This window comes from Mycobacterium toneyamaense, from assembly GCF_055384815.1.
Map to the genome: position 1 here is coordinate 2,696,952 of NZ_AP040333.1, position 15,369 is coordinate 2,712,320.

Sequence of the window (15,369 nt, forward strand, 5' to 3'; positions counted from 1 at the left end):
GGGGGCCGATTCGTGTCAGCTGTTCGAGCGGGCGGCCAGCAGCAGGTCTCTGGTGATCTCCATGTGCCCGACGTGCTGCGCGATGTCGTGCAGGATGTGCAGCAGCGTCCACTCCGGGCTCGCCGTGGCCAGCACCGAGGCGCGCGTGGTGCCGCCGCGCACCCCGTCGGCCAGCTCGCGGTCCCGGATGCCCTCGGTGACCGCCACCTCGACCCAGCCGGGGAAGCGCTGCTGCAGGGCCGTCAGCCGTGCCAGCAGCTCGTCGACCGGCCCGGTGGCGGTGAACTCGCTGTCGCGGTCGCGCGGGATGCGTTGTCCGGCAATGAAAGAGCCGGCCCAGTAGTCGACCACACCGATGCAGTGGTTGACGATGGCGTAGCAGCTGTTTGCACCGGGCAGGTCGGGCCGGCGGTTGGCGAGGTCGTCACCGAGCACGGTGAGGATGTCGGCCATCGCGGCGAAGCATTCGGACGAGACGTCCAGCATGGCCTGGCCCAGCGGGTGCTGCGAGATCGGCATGCACGAAAGCCTTTCACACGCAGGACTTTTCCCGCTTCCGGTTTTTCGGGGGTGTCGCGCACGCGGCCGCTGGAACCCGCGCAGACGACGACTGCCCCGAAACCGGAGTTTCGGGGCAGTCGTCGTTGAAGCGGGGGACTAGTCCAGGTAGTCGCGCAGGACCTGCGAGCGCGACGGGTGCCGCAGCTTGCTCATGGTCTTGGACTCGATCTGGCGGATGCGCTCACGGGTGACGCCGTAGACCTGGCCGATTTCGTCCAGCGTGCGCGGCTGGCCGTCGGTCAGCCCGAACCGGAGGCGGACGACGCCGGCCTCGCGCTCGGACAGGGTCTCCAGCACCGACTGCAGCTGGTCCTGCAGCAGCGTGAACGACACGGCGTCCACGGCCACGACGGCCTCGCTGTCCTCGATGAAGTCACCGAGCTGGCTGTCGCCTTCGTCACCGATGGTCTGGTCCAGCGAGATGGGCTCACGCGCGTACTGCTGGATTTCCAGCACCTTCTCCGGCGTGATGTCCATTTCCTTGGCGAGCTCTTCGGGCGTGGGTTCGCGGCCCAGGTCCTGCAGCAGCTCACGCTGGATACGGCCGAGCTTGTTGATGACCTCGACCATGTGCACCGGGATACGGATGGTGCGGGCCTGGTCGGCCATGGCGCGGGTGATGGCCTGACGGATCCACCAGGTGGCGTACGTCGAGAACTTGTAGCCCTTGGTGTAGTCGAACTTCTCGACCGCGCGGATCAGGCCCAGGTTGCCTTCCTGGATGAGGTCGAGGAACGCCATGCCGCGGCCGGTGTAGCGCTTGGCCAGCGACACCACCAGACGCAGGTTGGCTTCCAGCAGGTGGTTCTTGGCGCGGTCGCCGTCGCGGCAGATCCACTGCATGTCGCGACGCTGCGCGGCGGGCAGCTTCTCGCCCTTCTCCATCAGCTCGGACATCAGCTGCGTGGCGTAGAGGCCGGCTTCGATGCGCTTGGCGAGCTCGACCTCCTCCTCGGCGTTCAGCAGCGCGACCTTGCCGATCTGCTTGAGGTAGGCACGCACCGAGTCGGCGGACGCGGTGAGCTCGGCATCCTTGCGGGCCTGCCGCAGCGCCTCGGACTCTTCCTCGTCCCAGACGAAGTCGCCGGAGGCCTTGTCCTTCTCGGACGGCTCGTCGGTGTCGTCGCCGTCGGCGGCCTTCGGCGCGGCCTTGGTGCCTTCGGTGTTGGCTTCGGCTTCGGACTCGCCTTCTTCGGCGTCATCCTCGTCGTCATCGTCACTGACGTCGTCGTCGGCCTCGAGGTCGTCGTCGAGTTCCAGGTCGGCGTCGTCGACGTCGATCTCGTCGGGTTCGACGGCGAGGTCGTCGACGTCGGTCACGTCGTCAGCGACGCCACCGTCCTCGGGCTTGGTGGTGGCCTTCGCCGCGCGCTTGGCGGGCGCCTTCGCGGCGGCCTTCTTCGCGGGTGCCTTGGCGGCGCGCTTGGCCGGCGCAGCCTTGGCGGCGGCCTTCTTCGCGGGGGCTTTGGTGGTGCGCTTCACCGGCTCGTCGGCTGTCTCGCTGGCTTTGGTCGCTACCACGGCCACCCTTTCGGTCTTTCGTACAACGGTGGCGTGGGCATGCGCCACCGAAAAGCGTCGGCTGTCGAATATTGGCGTCGATCTTCGATCGGATGATCACCGCTATCCGTTCAGGCGGCCGCCGTTGACCATTGTAACGACATAGTGGCCAGAAGCCGTATCAGCGCCGGTCTCGGAGCGTTGGCGGCCGTCAACGGCCCGTCAATGGCGATGCAGGGCGCCGTCGGCGGCCATCGCGGCGCCGACGATGCCGGCCGAATTCTGCAGCGTCGCGGCGACCACCGGGGTGCGGTTCTTCAGCAGCGGCACCCACTTGTCGGCCTTCTTGCTGATGCCGCCGCCGACGATGAACAGGTCCGGCCAGATGGCGTTCTCGACCGCCACCAGCACCTTGGTGACCTCCTCGGTCCAGCGCTCGTACGACCAGTCCTTGCGCTCCTTGACCGACGACGCGGCCCGGTGCTCGGCCTCCTTACCGCCGACCTCGATGTGCCCGAACTCGGTGTTGGGCAACAGAACCCCGTCGTAGATCACCGCCGAGCCGATGCCCGTGCCGAACGTCAGCAGCACGACCAGTCCGCTCACCTCGCGGCCCGCGCCGAACTTCTCCTCGGCCAGTCCGGCCGCGTCCGCGTCGTTGAGCACCGTCACGTCCTGGCCGTCCAGCCGCGACGCGAACATGTCCCGCACGTTGGTGCCGATCCAGCTGCTGTCGACGTTGGCCGCGGTCCGCACGATGCCCTCGGTCACCACGCCCGGATACGTGACGCCCAGTGGTCCGGTCCAGCCGAACTCACGCACGACGGCGGCCACGGTCTCCGACACGGCTTCGGGCGTCGCCGGCTGCGGGGTGGGGAGACGGAAGCGCTCGCCGATCAGCTGGCCGGTGTCGAGGTCGACGATGCCGCCTTTGACGCCGCTGCCGCCGACATCGATCCCCAGCGCTCGATGCTGTGAGGCGTCGGTCGCGGCGGTGGGCGTCTCGGTCATCTGCACTCCTTGGAGGGGGTGGGCAAGAGGGCGCGACCCACACCCTAACCGCGTGTGCTGCGATAGGTGTCATGACAGCACGCGAACCCGGAAGTGGCACCGCACCTGCTGCACTGCGCGCACTCGCCGAGCAGTTGGCCACCGAGGCCGCCGCCTTCGTCCGCCGGCGGCGCGCCGAGGTTTTCGCCGGTGCCCAGCAGGACGACGGCGCGGTGCGCACCAAGAGCAGTCCGACCGACCCGGTGACCGTGGTCGACACCGAGACCGAGCGGCTGCTGCGCGCGCGGCTGGCGGTGCTGCGCCCGGATGACGCGATCCTGGGCGAGGAGGAAGGCGGTGCGGCGCGGGCGCCCGCCGGCGTGCCGGTGTGGGTGCTCGACCCCATCGACGGCACGGTGAACTTCATGTACGGGCTGGGCGCCTACGCGGTGTCGGTCGGGGTGCAGATCGACGGCGTGTCCGTGGCAGGCGCGGTGGCCAACGCGGCGACCGGCGAGGTGTTCTCCGCCGCGCGTGGCCACGGGGCCGTGGTGACCCGGGACGGGGCGCGGGCGGCCTTGCGCTGCAACGTCATCGACGAACTCCCGATGGCGCTGGTGGCCACCGGGTTCGCCTACGCGCGGGAGCGGCGGCGGCAGCAGGCCGGCGCCGTGGCCGAGCTGCTGGCCGAGGTGCGCGACATCCGCCGGGTCGGGTCGTGCGCCCTGGACCTGTGCATGGTCGCCGCGGGCCGGCTCGACGCGTATTTCGAATCCGGTGTGCACGTGTGGGATTGGGCGGTCGCGGCGCTGGTCGCCGAGGAGGCGGGCGCGGTGGTGCGGCTGCCCGCGCCGGGTGCGGACGACGACGACCTGGTCATCGCCGCGGCGCCTGGTGTCGCCGCGGCGCTGGCCCGGCAGCTGGCGCGGGTCGGCTACCGCTAGCTAGCAGGTCCCGCTGTGGATCTTCGGCAGCAGCGAGATGTCGGCGGGCTGCGTGGCGTCGGGCTTCAGGCTGGCCAGCATGGCCTCGATGTCGTCGCTGTGGGCGAGCTCGTTGAACTCGGTGCCGATCGCGAGATCGACGGAGTCGTCGGGGCGCTGGTCCTGGAACAGCTGGGTGCACGGCGCGACGAGCCACAGCGCGGCGGCCGCGGACTTGCCGGCCGGGCCGAACCGGATCTGGCCCTGGCATTCCATGCGGGTGCTGGCGTACACCGGGTCATTGCTGGCCGCGGGCTGGCCGAATCCGAGGTCGCGCAGCTCGCCGGCGACCTCGCTGGCCTGGCCGCCCTGGCCGCTGGCGTTGAGCACCTTGATCTTGGTGTCGGCGAGCTTGGCCGGCACCACGTTGACCATCGAGGACTGCGACACCTCATCGCCGAGCTTCGGCTGGTTCGGGTCGGTCGGTGCGGGCGGGGGATTGCAGGTGATCGCCTGGTGGATTTCGGCGGGCTGGTTCGCGACGACGAGCCAGGCGATCAGCGTCGCCACGGCCAGCACCGCGAACAGGACCGCGGCGGGCACGTAGTTGCGGCGGCGGAACGGCCGACCGTGCTTGTCGAAGGCCGTGCCCTCGGTGATTTGTGCGACCACATGAGCACTGTAGATGCACCGCACCCTGCGTGATTACGAACCACCTCTTGCTCATGTGATGCAAATCACATATAGTCGGCGCGCTTTTCGGGCACGAATCATTTGGCGGAAGCGTTCGACGCTGGTACAAAGCTCTGCTGCAAGGTAACGGAGGGGATGACCATGGCTACCGATTACGACGCCCCGCGGCGTTCTGAGACTGACGAGGTTTCCGAGGACTCTCTGGAGGAGCTGAAAGCACGGCGCAACGAGGCACAGTCCGCCGTCGTCGACGTCGACGAGACCGACTCGGCCGAGAACTTCGAGTTGCCGGGCGCTGACCTGTCGGGCGAGGAACTCTCGGTCCGTGTGGTGCCCAAGCAGGCCGATGAGTTCACCTGCTCGAGCTGTTTCCTGGTGCAACACCGCAGCCGTCTCGCCAGTGAGAAGAACGGCGTGATGATCTGCACCGACTGCGCCGCCTAGGGATTCATCTTCACGTCAGTGGCCGGTCTCGCACGCATACCGTGCGGGGACCGGCCATTCGGCGTCTTATGGGGCCGCGTCAGCGACCCTGCAGCGCTGCCAGGATCCGATCGGGATGACGGGTGCTCACCAGCCAGTACGGCGTGGGGTCGTCCGGGTCGTCGAGAACCACGAGGATCAACGGCCCGACCCAGGCCCGGTGCACGACGTACGCGGCCGGGTCCAGCTGGCGTCCCAGTGCCGCCGACTTCGCCGAGCGCGGCACCTCGGCCGACCGCGAGATGACGCCGGTCGGGATGTGCGCCGGCCCCACCCACAGCTCGGTCTCGGCGTCCGGCCCGGTTCCGGTGCTCACCACGCGCAGCTCGATGCGCCCCATCCACACCAGCGTCGCCGCCGCGACCGGCAGCAGGACGGCGAACGGCGCCCAGGTCGGTACGCCCGACACGCCTTGCACCACTTCCAGCGCGATCAGGGCCGCCAGCCCGAAACCCGGTAACCACCACCACAAAGGCACCGTCAACCGCTCCCGATAGCGGACGGTTTGGGTGGCTGCTCGCGTGTCTGACACGCGGCCAAGGGTAGTCTGTGCGGTCGTGTCCACCTCTCTGGCGGTAGTTCGGTTGGACCGGGATCTGCCGATGCCGGCCCGTGCTCACGACGGCGATGCCGGCGTCGATCTGTTCAGCGCGATCGACCTCGAACTGGCCCCCGGTCAGCGCGAATTGGTGCCGACGGGGATCGCCGTCGCGATTCCGCACGGCATGGTCGGCCTGGTGCATCCGCGATCGGGATTGGCCATCCGCGTTGGCCTTTCGATCGTCAACGCGCCCGGGACCGTCGACGCCGGGTACCGCGGTGAGATCAAGGTGGCGCTCATCAACCTCGACCCCAGCGAGCCCATCATCGTGAAACGCGGTGACCGGATCGCGCAGCTGCTCGTGCAGCGGGTCGAGTTGCCCGAGCTGGTCGAGGTCACGTCGTTCGACGAGGCGGGGCTGGCTGACACCTCACGTGGCGCGGGCGGCCACGGTTCCTCCGGCGGACATGCGAGTTTGTGATGGCATTCGAGTTCAACCCCGAAGAAGACGGCCCCTTCGACATCGAGGACTTCGACGACCCGGCCGACGCCGAGGCGGCCCGCCTGGACCTGGGTGGCGTGCTCGTCCCGGTGCCCGACGGTTCGCAGCTCAACGTCGAGGTCAACGAGCAGGGCGTGCCGAACGCCGTCTGGATCATGACGCCCAACGGGCGGTTCTCCGTGGCCGCGTACGCCGCACCCAAGACCGGCGGGCTGTGGCGTGAGATCGCCGCGGAACTGGCCGAATCGCTGCGCAACGACAACGCGCAGGCGCGCATCGAAGACGGGCCGTGGGGCCGGGAGGTCGTGGGCCTGCCGGTGCCGCAGCCCGGCCAGCCGCAGGTCGTGATGCGTTTCATCGGAACCGACGGCTACCGGTGGATGGTGCGCTGTGTCGTCGTCGGCACCGAGGAGACCATCGACGCCATCGCCGACGAGGCGCGAACCTCGTTGGCGGACACCGTGGTTCGTCGTGGTGACACCCCGCTGCCGGTTCGCAGCCCGCTGCCGGTGCAACTGTCCGAGCCGCTGCTGGAGCAGCTGCGCGCCGCGGCCCAGCAGATGGCGCAACAGCAGATGGAGCAGGCTCAGCAGGCGCTCGAACAGCTGCAGCAGCAGTTCGGGCAGCAGCAGCCCGAAGGGGAGCCCGACGCCCGTCGTAGCGAGCAGGGCTCGGCCATGCAGCAGCTGCGCACCCAGCAGATGGGCACCATCACAGGAGGCTGACGGCCTCCCGCAACGCGGCCACACAGGCGTCACCGAGCACTGTCGGCTCTTCGCCCATCGCATCGAGGGTGACGGTCCGCAGCGCGGCCCGGGGAGCCGCCACGGCCCACTCCGCGGCGACCGCGACGGGGTGCACGGCGTCGTCGACCGCCCCGGCGACACCCATCGGCACCTGCAGCTCGGCGAGCTGTTCGCGCGTCGGCCCGCCATAACCGGCCGCTTCTTCCATCGCATCCGGCAGGCCCGGCCACTGTGCCGTCCACGACCGTGTCAGTTCGTCCGCGAGCCAGGCCGGGCTGCCCGCGCGCATGCCGGCGACCGCCGCATCGAGCCCGATCTCGCGGAGCTGCTGCGCCGAGTAGCGGGCGGCCTGGGCGGCCGGCGCGCCGTCGGACTCGCCGGTCCAGGCGGGCAGGGCGGCCAGGACAGCAATGCACTGTTCGGGATGCTTGAGCGCCCAGTTCGTGGCGACGGCAGCGCCCAGGGACACGCCGCCGACGATGATGGGGCCGTGCTGCGCGGCGGCGTCGAGCGCCTCGACATAACCGGCGATCAGGTCGCCCGGCAGCGGCCGCGGGGCGATCACCACGGCACCCGCTTCGAGCAGGGCGCCGCCGAAGGCCCGGCGGATGTAGTCGTCGTCCGATCCCGTCCCGGGCAGCAGTACCGCGGTCATCCCCTGCAAGTTGGCCGTCATCCCTCGATGGTGCCCGGCGGCCGGGACGGCGCACGCAAGGGGGTCCGGGCGGGCGTGCCGTCCAGTGAGCGGGATAACGAAGATATATCCCGTGCCGAAATGGCGAATCGGAACCAAGAGGTCTAGCGTGACGTTGGTTAGATAGCGGGTCCACGGTGGATTCGCAGCAAGTCTCAGGAGAGACCATGGCTACGGCGGAAGGCTATTTACGCCGACTCACCCGGCGGCTTACCGAGGACCTCGAACAGAGCGATGTCCAGGAGCTGAACGACGAGGCCCTGAACACCGGCGCCATGCGAGCGGTGGACTGCACGCGCGGACAGGAAGTGACGATGGTCGGCACGCTGCGGTGTGTCGAGACCAACGGCAAGGGCTGTTCGGGCGGCGTGCGAGCCGAGCTGTTCGACGGCACCGACACGGTCACGCTGGTCTGGTTGGGTCAGCGGCGTATCCCAGGCATCGAATCCGGGCGCACCCTGCGGGTGCACGGACGACTCGGCAACTTGGACAGCGGGGCCAAAGCGATCTACAACCCGCATTACGAGATTCAGAAGTGACCTTCCCCGACAAGGGGACCGCGAACGACGCGCAGGCCGAAGCCGACATCGAGGCCCAGCAGGATGACGGCGACGCCAAACTGACGGCGCACGTCCTGCTGGAGCAGATGGGCGGCCTGAGCGGCCTCATCTATTCGTCCCTGCCGGTCCTCGTTTTCGTCCCCGTCTCGAGCTTTTTCGGGCTGACCGCCGCGATCTACGCAGCGCTCGGCGTCGCCGCCCTGGTTCTCATCTGGCGGCTGGCGCGGCGCGAATCGGTGCAGCCGGCGGTGTCGGGCTTCATCGGCGTCGGGATCAGCGCGCTGATCGCCTACGTGATCGGCGCCTCGAAAGGCTATTTCCTGCTTGGCATCTGGTCATCGCTGATCTATGCCGCGGTGTTCGCGATCTCGATCGTCATCCGGCGTCCCCTGGTCGGCTACGGCTGGAGCTGGGTCACCGGACACGACCGCAGCTGGCGCGACGTCCGGCGGGCGGTGCTGGCGTTCGACATCGCGACCGCGGTGTGGGCGCTGGTGTTCGGGGCACGCTTCCTGGTCCAGAACCACCTGTACGGGCTGGACCAGACGGGTCTGCTCGGGGTGGCCCGGATCGCCATGGGCTGGCCGCTCACCGCGGTCGCCGCGCTGGCGTCCTACCTGGCCATCCGGACGGCCCAGAAGGCCATCCGCGACGCCGAACACCACGTCACCGAGGATTAGCCCGGATTCAGCACCTGGTTGCGCAGATCCTGCTCGACCTCGGCGACCGCGACGAACAGCAGCTCGTCGCCGCCCTCGAGCGGCTCGTCCGATTCGGGCACGATGACGCGCGGGCCGCGCAGGATGGTCACCAACGTGGCATCCCGGGGCAGTTGGAGGCGCTTGACGGCCTTGCCGCCCCACGGGGTGTCGTCGGGCAGAGTGATCTCGACCAGGTTGGCCTGGCCCTTGCGGAAGCTCATCAGCCGGACCAGGTCGCCCACCGACACGGCTTCTTCGACCAGCGACGCCAGCATGCGCGGCGTCGACACGGCGACGTCGACGCCCCAGCTGTCGTCGAACAGCCACTCGTTGCGCGGGTCGTTGACGCGGGCCACGACGCGCGGGACCGCGAACTCGGTCTTGGCGAGCAGGCTCACCACCACGTTGGCCTTATCGTCGCCGGTGGCGGCGATGACAACGTCGAACTCATGCAGCTTGACGGACTCGAGCAGCGAGATCTCGCAGGCGTCGCCGAGGCGCCACTGCGCCGCGGGGACGGCGTCGACGTCGATGTGGTCCGGATTGCGTTCCAGCAGCGTCACCTCGTGGTGATCGACCAGTTCCCGCGCGATGGAGCGGCCGACGGCGCCGGCGCCCGCGATTGCGACCTTCATGTGCGCTCCTAGTGGCTTTCGACGTCGTCGCCGGGCGGCAGTGATGCGATGGCGATGGCTTCGGCGACACGGCCCGACACCGCGGCCATGTACACCTGATCGCCGGCCTGGATGACGGTCTTGGCGTCGGGCAGCACGCCGCTGCCGAACCGGATGAGGAACGCGACGCGGCCGCCGGTCGCGCCTTCCAGCGCGGTGACGCGGTAGCCGACCCAGTCCTCGTGCAGGGACAGTTCGGTGACGCCGACGTTGCCCGACGGATCGCGCCACTTGGTGGTCTCGGTCTCGCGGGTCAGCAGATTCAGCAACCGGTCGGTGGTCCACGGCACCGTCGCGATGGTCGGGATGCCCAGCCGCTCGTACACCGCCGCGCGCTTGGCGTCATAGATACGCGCCACGACGCGCTGCACACCGAACGTCTCGCGCGCGACGCGCGCCGAGATGATGTTCGAGTTGTCACCGGAGGACACCGCGGCGAAGGCACCGGCCTCTTCGATACCGGCCCGCTCCAGCACATCCCGGTCAAAACCCATGCCCAGCACGCGTTCTCCGGGGAATTCGGGGGACAGCCGGTGGAACGCCGTCTTGTCCCGGTCGATCACGGCGACCTCATGGCCGATGCGGGCCAATCCGTCCGCCAGCGATGCGCCAACGCGGCCGCAGCCCATCACGACTACTCGCACCAGCCGATCCTTTCTGGGCCGGAAGCCGGCCCTGAAGCGAATTTCATGCCTCAGCTCAGTCCGAACGCTACAACCCGGGCCCTTGGGGCTTACCCTTGGCTCTCGTGTCCAAGCTTTCGACCGCGACGCGCCGGTTGGTCCTCGGCCGACCCTTCCGAAGCGACAAGCTCGCCCACACGTTGCTGCCCAAACGTATCGCTCTTCCGGTGTTCGCGTCGGATGCGCTGTCGTCGGTGGCCTACGCGCCGGAGGAAATCTTCCTGGTGCTGTCGGTCGCCGGTCTGTCCGCCTATTCGATGGCGCCTTGGGTCGGTCTCGCGGTGGCCGCAGTCATGCTCATCGTGATCGCCAGTTACCGGCAGAACGTGCATGCCTATCCGTCCGGTGGCGGCGACTATGAAGTGGTCACGACCAACCTCGGGCACACCGCGGGGTTGACGGTGGCGAGCGCGCTGCTGGTCGACTATGTGCTGACGGTCGCGGTGTCGACGGCGTCCGCGATGTCCAACATCGGATCGGCCGTACCGTTCATCGCCCAGAACAAGGTGTTGCTGTCGGTCCTGGCGATCCTGATCCTGGCGTCGCTGAACCTGCGCGGCATCCGGGAATCGGGTACTGCCTTCGCGGTTCCCACCTACGCCTTCATGATCGGCATGTACATCATGTTGGCCTGGGGCTTCATCCAGATCTTCGTGCTGGGCCACCCGCTGCGGGCCGAGTCCGCCGGTTTCACCATCAAGTCCGAGCACGGCGACGTGCTGGGCTTCGCGATGGTCTTTCTCGTGGCCCGGGCGTTCTCGTCGGGCTGTGCCGCCCTCACGGGTGTGGAAGCCATCAGCAACGGCGTGCCGGCGTTCCAGAAGCCCAAGTCGCGCAACGCCGCAACGACGCTGCTGCTGCTCGGCGCCATCGCGGTGTCGTTGTTCATGGGCATCATCGTGCTGGCGAAGCAGATCGGCCTGAAGATGGCCGACAGCGTCGACCAGCTGGAGGGCGCGCCCGCCGACTACCACCAGAAGACGGTCGTCACCCAGCTGGCCGAGGCGGTGTTCCAGGGCTTCCCGGTGGGGCTCTATCTGATCGCCGGTGTCACGGCGCTGATCCTGGTGCTGGCCGCCAACACCGCGTTCAACGGTTTCCCGGTGCTGGGCTCGATCCTGGCGCAGGACCGCTACCTGCCGCGGCAGCTGCACACCCGCGGTGACCGGCTCGCGTTCTCCAACGGCATCCTGTTCCTCGCGTTCGCCGCCATCGCCTTCGTGGTGGCGTTCAACGCCGAGGTCACGGCGCTGATCCAGCTGTACATCGTCGGCGTGTTCGTGTCGTTCACACTGAGCCAGATCGGCATGGTGCGGCACTGGAACCGGTTGCTGCGCACCGAGACCGAAGCGTCCGAGCGTTGCCGCATGCAGCGCGCGCGGGTCGTCAACACCATCGGATTCATCTGCACGGGCGCCGTGCTGCTGGTGGTCATCGTGACGAAGTTCCTGGCCGGCGCGTGGATCGCGATCCTGGCGATGAGCCTGCTGTTCGTCCTCATGAAGGCGATCCACAAGCACTACGACACCGTCGCCCAGGAGCTGCGCTCCCAATCGGGGCCGGACGAGGACGTGGTGCTGCCCAGCCGAAACCACGCCGTCGTGCTGGTGTCCAATCTGCACCTGCCGACGCTGCGGGCCCTGGCCTACGCGAAGGCGACCCGCCCGGATGTCCTGGAGGCCATCACCGTCAGCGTCGACGACGCCGAGACCCGCGAGCTGGTGCACAAGTGGGAAGACAGCGACGTGTCGGTACCGCTCAAGGTCATCGCCTCGCCGTACCGCGAGATCACCAGGCCCATCCTCGATTACGTCAAGCGCATCACGGCCGAGTCGAAGCGCACCGTCGTGACGGTGTTCATCCCGGAGTATGTGGTGGGCCACTGGTGGGAGCACATCCTGCACAACCAGAGCGCGCTGCGCCTCAAGGGCAGGCTGCTGTTCATCCCGAATGTGATGGTGACATCCGTTCCGTGGCAGCTGAATTCGTCCGAGCGCGTGAAGGTGACCATGACGCCGGGCTCGGCGCCCGGTGACACCCGACGGGGCATCATCGAGTGAGTGAAGTAACACTGACCGTGGGCCCGCCGGCCAACGGTGGCAGCTGCGTCGCGCGCCACGACGGCCGCGTGATCTTCGTCCGCCATGCCCTGCCGGGCGAGGTGGTGCGCGCCGAGGTGACATCCGAGCGCGGGTCGTACTGGCACGCCGACGCTGTCGAGGTGCTCGAGCCTTCGCCCGACCGGGTGGCATCACTGTGCGCGATCGCCGGTGCACAGGGATCCGGTTGCTGCGACCTGGCTTTCGTCGATCCCGCCGCGGCTCGGCGGCTCAAGGGCGAGGTGGTGGCCAATCAGCTGGCGCGCCTCGGCGGCTATGAGGCGGGCGACCTCGTCGCCGAAGAGGTCGGCACCGTCGGCCCGACCGGGTGGCGTACCCGGGTGCGCCTGGAGGTCGGCGCGGACGGCCGCGCCGGGTTCCACCGGTATCACAGCGACGAACTGGTGACCGACCTGTCGTGTGCCCAGGTGCCGGCCGGGATGTTGGACGATCTGCCGTTGCAACCGCCCGGCGCGCACCTGCATGTCGTGCTCGACGACGCCGGACACCGGCACGTCGTGCGGTCCGTTCCGCACGCCAAGAAGGGCGCGGGCAAGAACGCCAAACGCGGCCTGACCGAGGTGGTCTCGGGCGAGTACGAGGCCGTGCAGCGCGTCGGCGATCGGGAATGGCGCGTGCCCGTGACGGCGTTCTGGCAGTCCCATCGTGACGCCGCCACCACCTACAGTGCCCTGGTCACCGAGTGGGCGGAGCTGTCCGAGGGCCAGACGGCATGGGATTTGTACGGCGGCGCAGGCGTTTTCGCGGCGGCACTGGCCGGCGCGGTGGGGGAGTCGGGTCACGTGCTGACAGTCGACACGTCGCGCGGATCGGCGCGCGCGGCCCGGGCCGCGCTGGGCGACCTGGGCAGCGTCGAGGTGCTGACCGATTCGGTGCGCCGGGCGCTGGGCACCCAGCGGGTGGCGGCCGACGTCGCGGTGCTGGACCCGCCCCGGACCGGCGCCGGGCACGAGGTCATCGATCAGCTGGCCGCTGCAGGGGTGCCCCGCGTGATCCACATCGGTTGTGAGGCAGCCTCTTTCGCGCGCGACATCGGTCTCTACCGTGGACACGGTTACGAGGTGGCGAACCTGCGGGTTTTCGACTCGTTCCCGCTGACGCACCACGTCGAGTGTGTGGCGCTGCTGACGCGCTAGCGGTTTCGGAAGTAGAAGGGCTGCCTGATGGCCACCGTGGATGTGTCTGTGGAATGCGTCATTGCGCGGCCCCGCGGTGTCGTGGCCGCCTACGCCGCCGAACCCGACAACGCCCCACAGTGGTACGTCAACATCCGGTCTGCGAGTTGGGTCACCGCCCGACCGTTGGCGGTGGGGTCGCAATTCACCTTCACCGCCTCGTTTCTGCGCCGGACGCTGACGTACACCTACGAGGTCGTGGAGTTGGTTCCCGACCGCCGTCTCGTCATGCGCACCGCCGAAGGCCCATTCCCGATGGAAACCGTCTACGAGTGGACCGATGTCGACGCGCAGACCACGCGGATGCGGCTGCGCAATCGCGGTGCGCCGAGCGGTTTCTCGCGCCTCGTCGCGCCGCTGATGGCTCCGGCGATGAAGCGCGCCACCACCAATGACCTCAAGCGGTTGAAGACCATCCTCGAATCGGAGGTCACGTAGCGCAGCGACGCGGACCGCTGTCGGTGCTCGGCCCGGCTGCTAACTTAGCGGGCAGGTGTGCCGGGAAGCCTGGTCGGCGCCGTTCAACGCTGCCCAGGAGAGTCCCGATGACCAACCGCAACACGCGCCGGCGCCTGCTGACCCGGGGCAGCTGGCCCGAAGCCCAGCGGTTCACCGAAATCCTCCGCAAGGAGACCGTCGGCGGCATCCTGCTGTTGCTGGCGGCGGGCGTCGCCCTGGTGTGGGCCAATTCGCCTGCCGCGCACAGCTATCACGCACTGTCCGAATTCGCAGTCGGCCCGGACTCGTGGCATCTGCACCTGAGCCTGTCGGCCTGGGCGGCCGACGGGCTCCTGGCGATCTTCTTCTTCGTCGTCGGCGTCGAACTCAAACGCGAGTTCGTCGCGGGCGACCTGCGGGACCCGGCGCGTGCGGCGCTGCCCATCGCCGCCGCCGTCGGCGGCATGCTGGCGCCCGCTGCCATCTTCGTGGGCCTCAACCTGGCGCTGGGGCACCCCGAGAATCTGGACGGCTGGGCGGTGCCGATCGCGACGGACATCGCCTTCGCCCTCGCCGTGCTGGCCGTCATCTCCACGCACCTGCCGACCGCGCTGCGCACCTTCCTGCTGACGCTCGCCGTGGTCGACGACTTGCTGGCCATCATCGTCATCGCGTGCTTCTACACCGATCACCTCAATCCCACGGCGCTGGCGCTGGCCGTCATCCCCGGTGGGTTGTTCGTCGCGGCCGTGCAGCGTGGCATCCGGCACTGGTGGCTGCTGTTGCCGCTCGCGGTGGCGACCTGGGCGCTGGTGCACGCGAGCGGCATCCATGCCACGGTGGCCGGCGTGCTCCTCGGGTTCGGGGTACCCGTTCTGGGCAAGCACGCCTCGGCCGAGGCGTTCGAGCACGCGCTGCGGCCGCTGTCCGCCGGGGTGGCGGTGCCGGTCTTCGCGTTCTTCGCGGCGGGCGTCAGCGTCGGTGGCTGGCCCGGCCTGGTTGACGCGATCACCCATCCGGTGACCGGTGGCGTCCTGCTGGGGCTGGTGTTCGGCAAAGCCATCGGTGTGTTCAGCACCACATTCCTGCTGGCGCGATTCACCGGCGCCGAACTCGACGAGGGCCTGGGCTGGCTGGACGTCGCCGGGGTGGCGATGCTGGCCGGGATCGGCTTCACGGTCTCGCTGCTGATCGGTGAGCTGGCGTTCGGTACCGGCACGGCCACCGGCGCCGATGCCAAGATCGGCGTGCTCGCCGGTTCGGTGATCGCCGGGATGCTGGCCGCGGTCGTGCTGCTGTCGCGCAACGCCGCATACCGCCGCATCCACGAACGTGAGACCGCCGACGACGACGGCGACGGTGTGCCGGACATCTATCAGCCTTGA

General features: G+C 68.8%; 18 protein-coding genes. 10 read left to right on the plus strand and 8 right to left on the minus strand.

What is annotated here, in order from left to right; all coding sequences use genetic code 11:
• Positions 1 to 15: 15 nt before the first annotated feature.
• The 3 genes from ACZ5IQ_RS13025 to ppgK form a co-directional block, all read right to left on the minus strand.
• Positions 16 to 519 (minus strand): mycothiol transferase, encoded by a 504-nt coding sequence (locus ACZ5IQ_RS13025; RefSeq protein ID WP_244872574.1) that lies wholly within the window; start codon positions 517 to 519, stop codon positions 16 to 18.
• 138 nt (positions 520 to 657) lie between these two features.
• Entirely contained in the window at positions 658 to 2,082 is a 1,425-nt protein-coding gene (locus tag ACZ5IQ_RS13030) for an RNA polymerase sigma factor (protein ID WP_244872947.1), read from the minus strand.
• A gap of 201 nt (positions 2,083 to 2,283) precedes the next feature.
• Complete coding sequence (ppgK, locus tag ACZ5IQ_RS13035; RefSeq protein WP_064984481.1) at positions 2,284 to 3,072, minus strand: polyphosphate--glucose phosphotransferase; 789 nt, start codon at positions 3,070 to 3,072, stop codon at positions 2,284 to 2,286.
• A 71-nt stretch (positions 3,073 to 3,143) separates the two neighbouring features.
• On the opposite strand from ppgK, the gene ACZ5IQ_RS13040 reads away from it, so the two are divergent.
• The gene (locus ACZ5IQ_RS13040; RefSeq protein ID WP_464481336.1) at positions 3,144 to 3,995 is read left to right on the plus strand and encodes an inositol monophosphatase family protein; all 852 of its coding nucleotides are present in this window, start codon (positions 3,144 to 3,146) and stop codon (positions 3,993 to 3,995) included.
• On the opposite strand, the gene cei is transcribed toward ACZ5IQ_RS13040, so the two are convergent.
• Complete coding sequence (gene cei / locus ACZ5IQ_RS13045; RefSeq protein ID WP_464481337.1) at positions 3,996 to 4,646, minus strand: envelope integrity protein Cei; 651 nt, start codon at positions 4,644 to 4,646, stop codon at positions 3,996 to 3,998.
• A gap of 162 nt (positions 4,647 to 4,808) precedes the next feature.
• On the opposite strand from cei, the gene ACZ5IQ_RS13050 reads away from it, so the two are divergent.
• A complete protein-coding gene (locus tag ACZ5IQ_RS13050) occupies positions 4,809 to 5,111 on the plus strand; it encodes a DUF4193 domain-containing protein (protein ID WP_029105318.1) in 303 nt (100 codons plus the stop codon).
• Between the two features lie 79 nt (positions 5,112 to 5,190).
• On the opposite strand, the gene ACZ5IQ_RS13055 is transcribed toward ACZ5IQ_RS13050, so the two are convergent.
• A complete protein-coding gene (locus tag ACZ5IQ_RS13055) occupies positions 5,191 to 5,682 on the minus strand; it encodes a DUF3093 domain-containing protein (protein ID WP_061006053.1) in 492 nt (163 codons plus the stop codon).
• Positions 5,683 to 5,707: 25 nt separating this feature from the next.
• On the opposite strand from ACZ5IQ_RS13055, the gene dut reads away from it, so the two are divergent.
• The gene (gene dut, locus ACZ5IQ_RS13060) at positions 5,708 to 6,172 is read left to right on the plus strand and encodes a dUTP diphosphatase (protein WP_061006033.1); all 465 of its coding nucleotides are present in this window, start codon (positions 5,708 to 5,710) and stop codon (positions 6,170 to 6,172) included.
• Positions 6,172 to 6,918, plus strand: a complete 747-nt coding sequence (locus tag ACZ5IQ_RS13065; RefSeq protein WP_318984403.1) for a DUF3710 domain-containing protein — start codon at positions 6,172 to 6,174, stop codon at positions 6,916 to 6,918. The genes dut and ACZ5IQ_RS13065 overlap by 1 nt, the downstream gene beginning before the upstream one ends.
• Here ACZ5IQ_RS13065 and ACZ5IQ_RS13070 read toward each other — a convergent pair.
• Entirely contained in the window at positions 6,905 to 7,615 is a 711-nt protein-coding gene (locus tag ACZ5IQ_RS13070) for an alpha/beta hydrolase (protein ID WP_318984404.1), read from the minus strand. The two genes, ACZ5IQ_RS13065 and ACZ5IQ_RS13070, sit on opposite strands and share 14 nt — an antisense overlap.
• A gap of 185 nt (positions 7,616 to 7,800) precedes the next feature.
• On the opposite strand from ACZ5IQ_RS13070, the gene ACZ5IQ_RS13075 reads away from it, so the two are divergent.
• Together ACZ5IQ_RS13075 and ACZ5IQ_RS13080 are read left to right on the plus strand one after the other, a co-directional pair.
• Positions 7,801 to 8,172 (plus strand): OB-fold nucleic acid binding domain-containing protein, encoded by a 372-nt coding sequence (locus tag ACZ5IQ_RS13075; protein WP_020101829.1) that lies wholly within the window; start codon positions 7,801 to 7,803, stop codon positions 8,170 to 8,172.
• A gap of 107 nt (positions 8,173 to 8,279) precedes the next feature.
• Positions 8,280 to 8,873, plus strand: coding sequence for a DUF3159 domain-containing protein (locus tag ACZ5IQ_RS13080; protein ID WP_464481467.1), 594 nt, complete (start codon positions 8,280 to 8,282; stop codon positions 8,871 to 8,873).
• Here ACZ5IQ_RS13080 and ACZ5IQ_RS13085 read toward each other — a convergent pair.
• Positions 8,870 to 9,529 (minus strand): potassium channel family protein, encoded by a 660-nt coding sequence (locus ACZ5IQ_RS13085; protein WP_464481338.1) that lies wholly within the window; start codon positions 9,527 to 9,529, stop codon positions 8,870 to 8,872. The two genes, ACZ5IQ_RS13080 and ACZ5IQ_RS13085, sit on opposite strands and share 4 nt — an antisense overlap.
• A gap of 8 nt (positions 9,530 to 9,537) precedes the next feature.
• Positions 9,538 to 10,212, minus strand: coding sequence for a potassium channel family protein (locus ACZ5IQ_RS13090; protein WP_081633431.1), 675 nt, complete (start codon positions 10,210 to 10,212; stop codon positions 9,538 to 9,540).
• Positions 10,213 to 10,316: 104 nt separating this feature from the next.
• Between ACZ5IQ_RS13090 and ACZ5IQ_RS13095 the strand changes: the two genes are divergently transcribed.
• The 4 genes from ACZ5IQ_RS13095 to nhaA all read left to right on the plus strand — a co-directional run bounded on the left by ACZ5IQ_RS13095 (position 10,317) and on the right by nhaA (position 15,369).
• A complete protein-coding gene (locus tag ACZ5IQ_RS13095; protein WP_464481339.1) occupies positions 10,317 to 12,311 on the plus strand; it encodes an APC family permease in 1,995 nt (664 codons plus the stop codon).
• A complete protein-coding gene (locus tag ACZ5IQ_RS13100) occupies positions 12,308 to 13,507 on the plus strand; it encodes a class I SAM-dependent RNA methyltransferase (RefSeq protein ID WP_406775691.1) in 1,200 nt (399 codons plus the stop codon). Before ACZ5IQ_RS13095 ends, ACZ5IQ_RS13100 begins: the two co-directional genes overlap by 4 nt.
• Positions 13,508 to 13,534: 27 nt before the next feature.
• Positions 13,535 to 13,984 (plus strand): SRPBCC family protein, encoded by a 450-nt coding sequence (locus ACZ5IQ_RS13105; protein ID WP_406775692.1) that lies wholly within the window; start codon positions 13,535 to 13,537, stop codon positions 13,982 to 13,984.
• Between the two features lie 107 nt (positions 13,985 to 14,091).
• Positions 14,092 to 15,369 carry a Na+/H+ antiporter NhaA gene (gene nhaA / locus ACZ5IQ_RS13110; RefSeq protein ID WP_406775693.1) on the plus strand — a complete coding sequence of 426 codons (1,278 nt, stop codon included), beginning with the start codon at positions 14,092 to 14,094 and terminating at the stop codon, positions 15,367 to 15,369.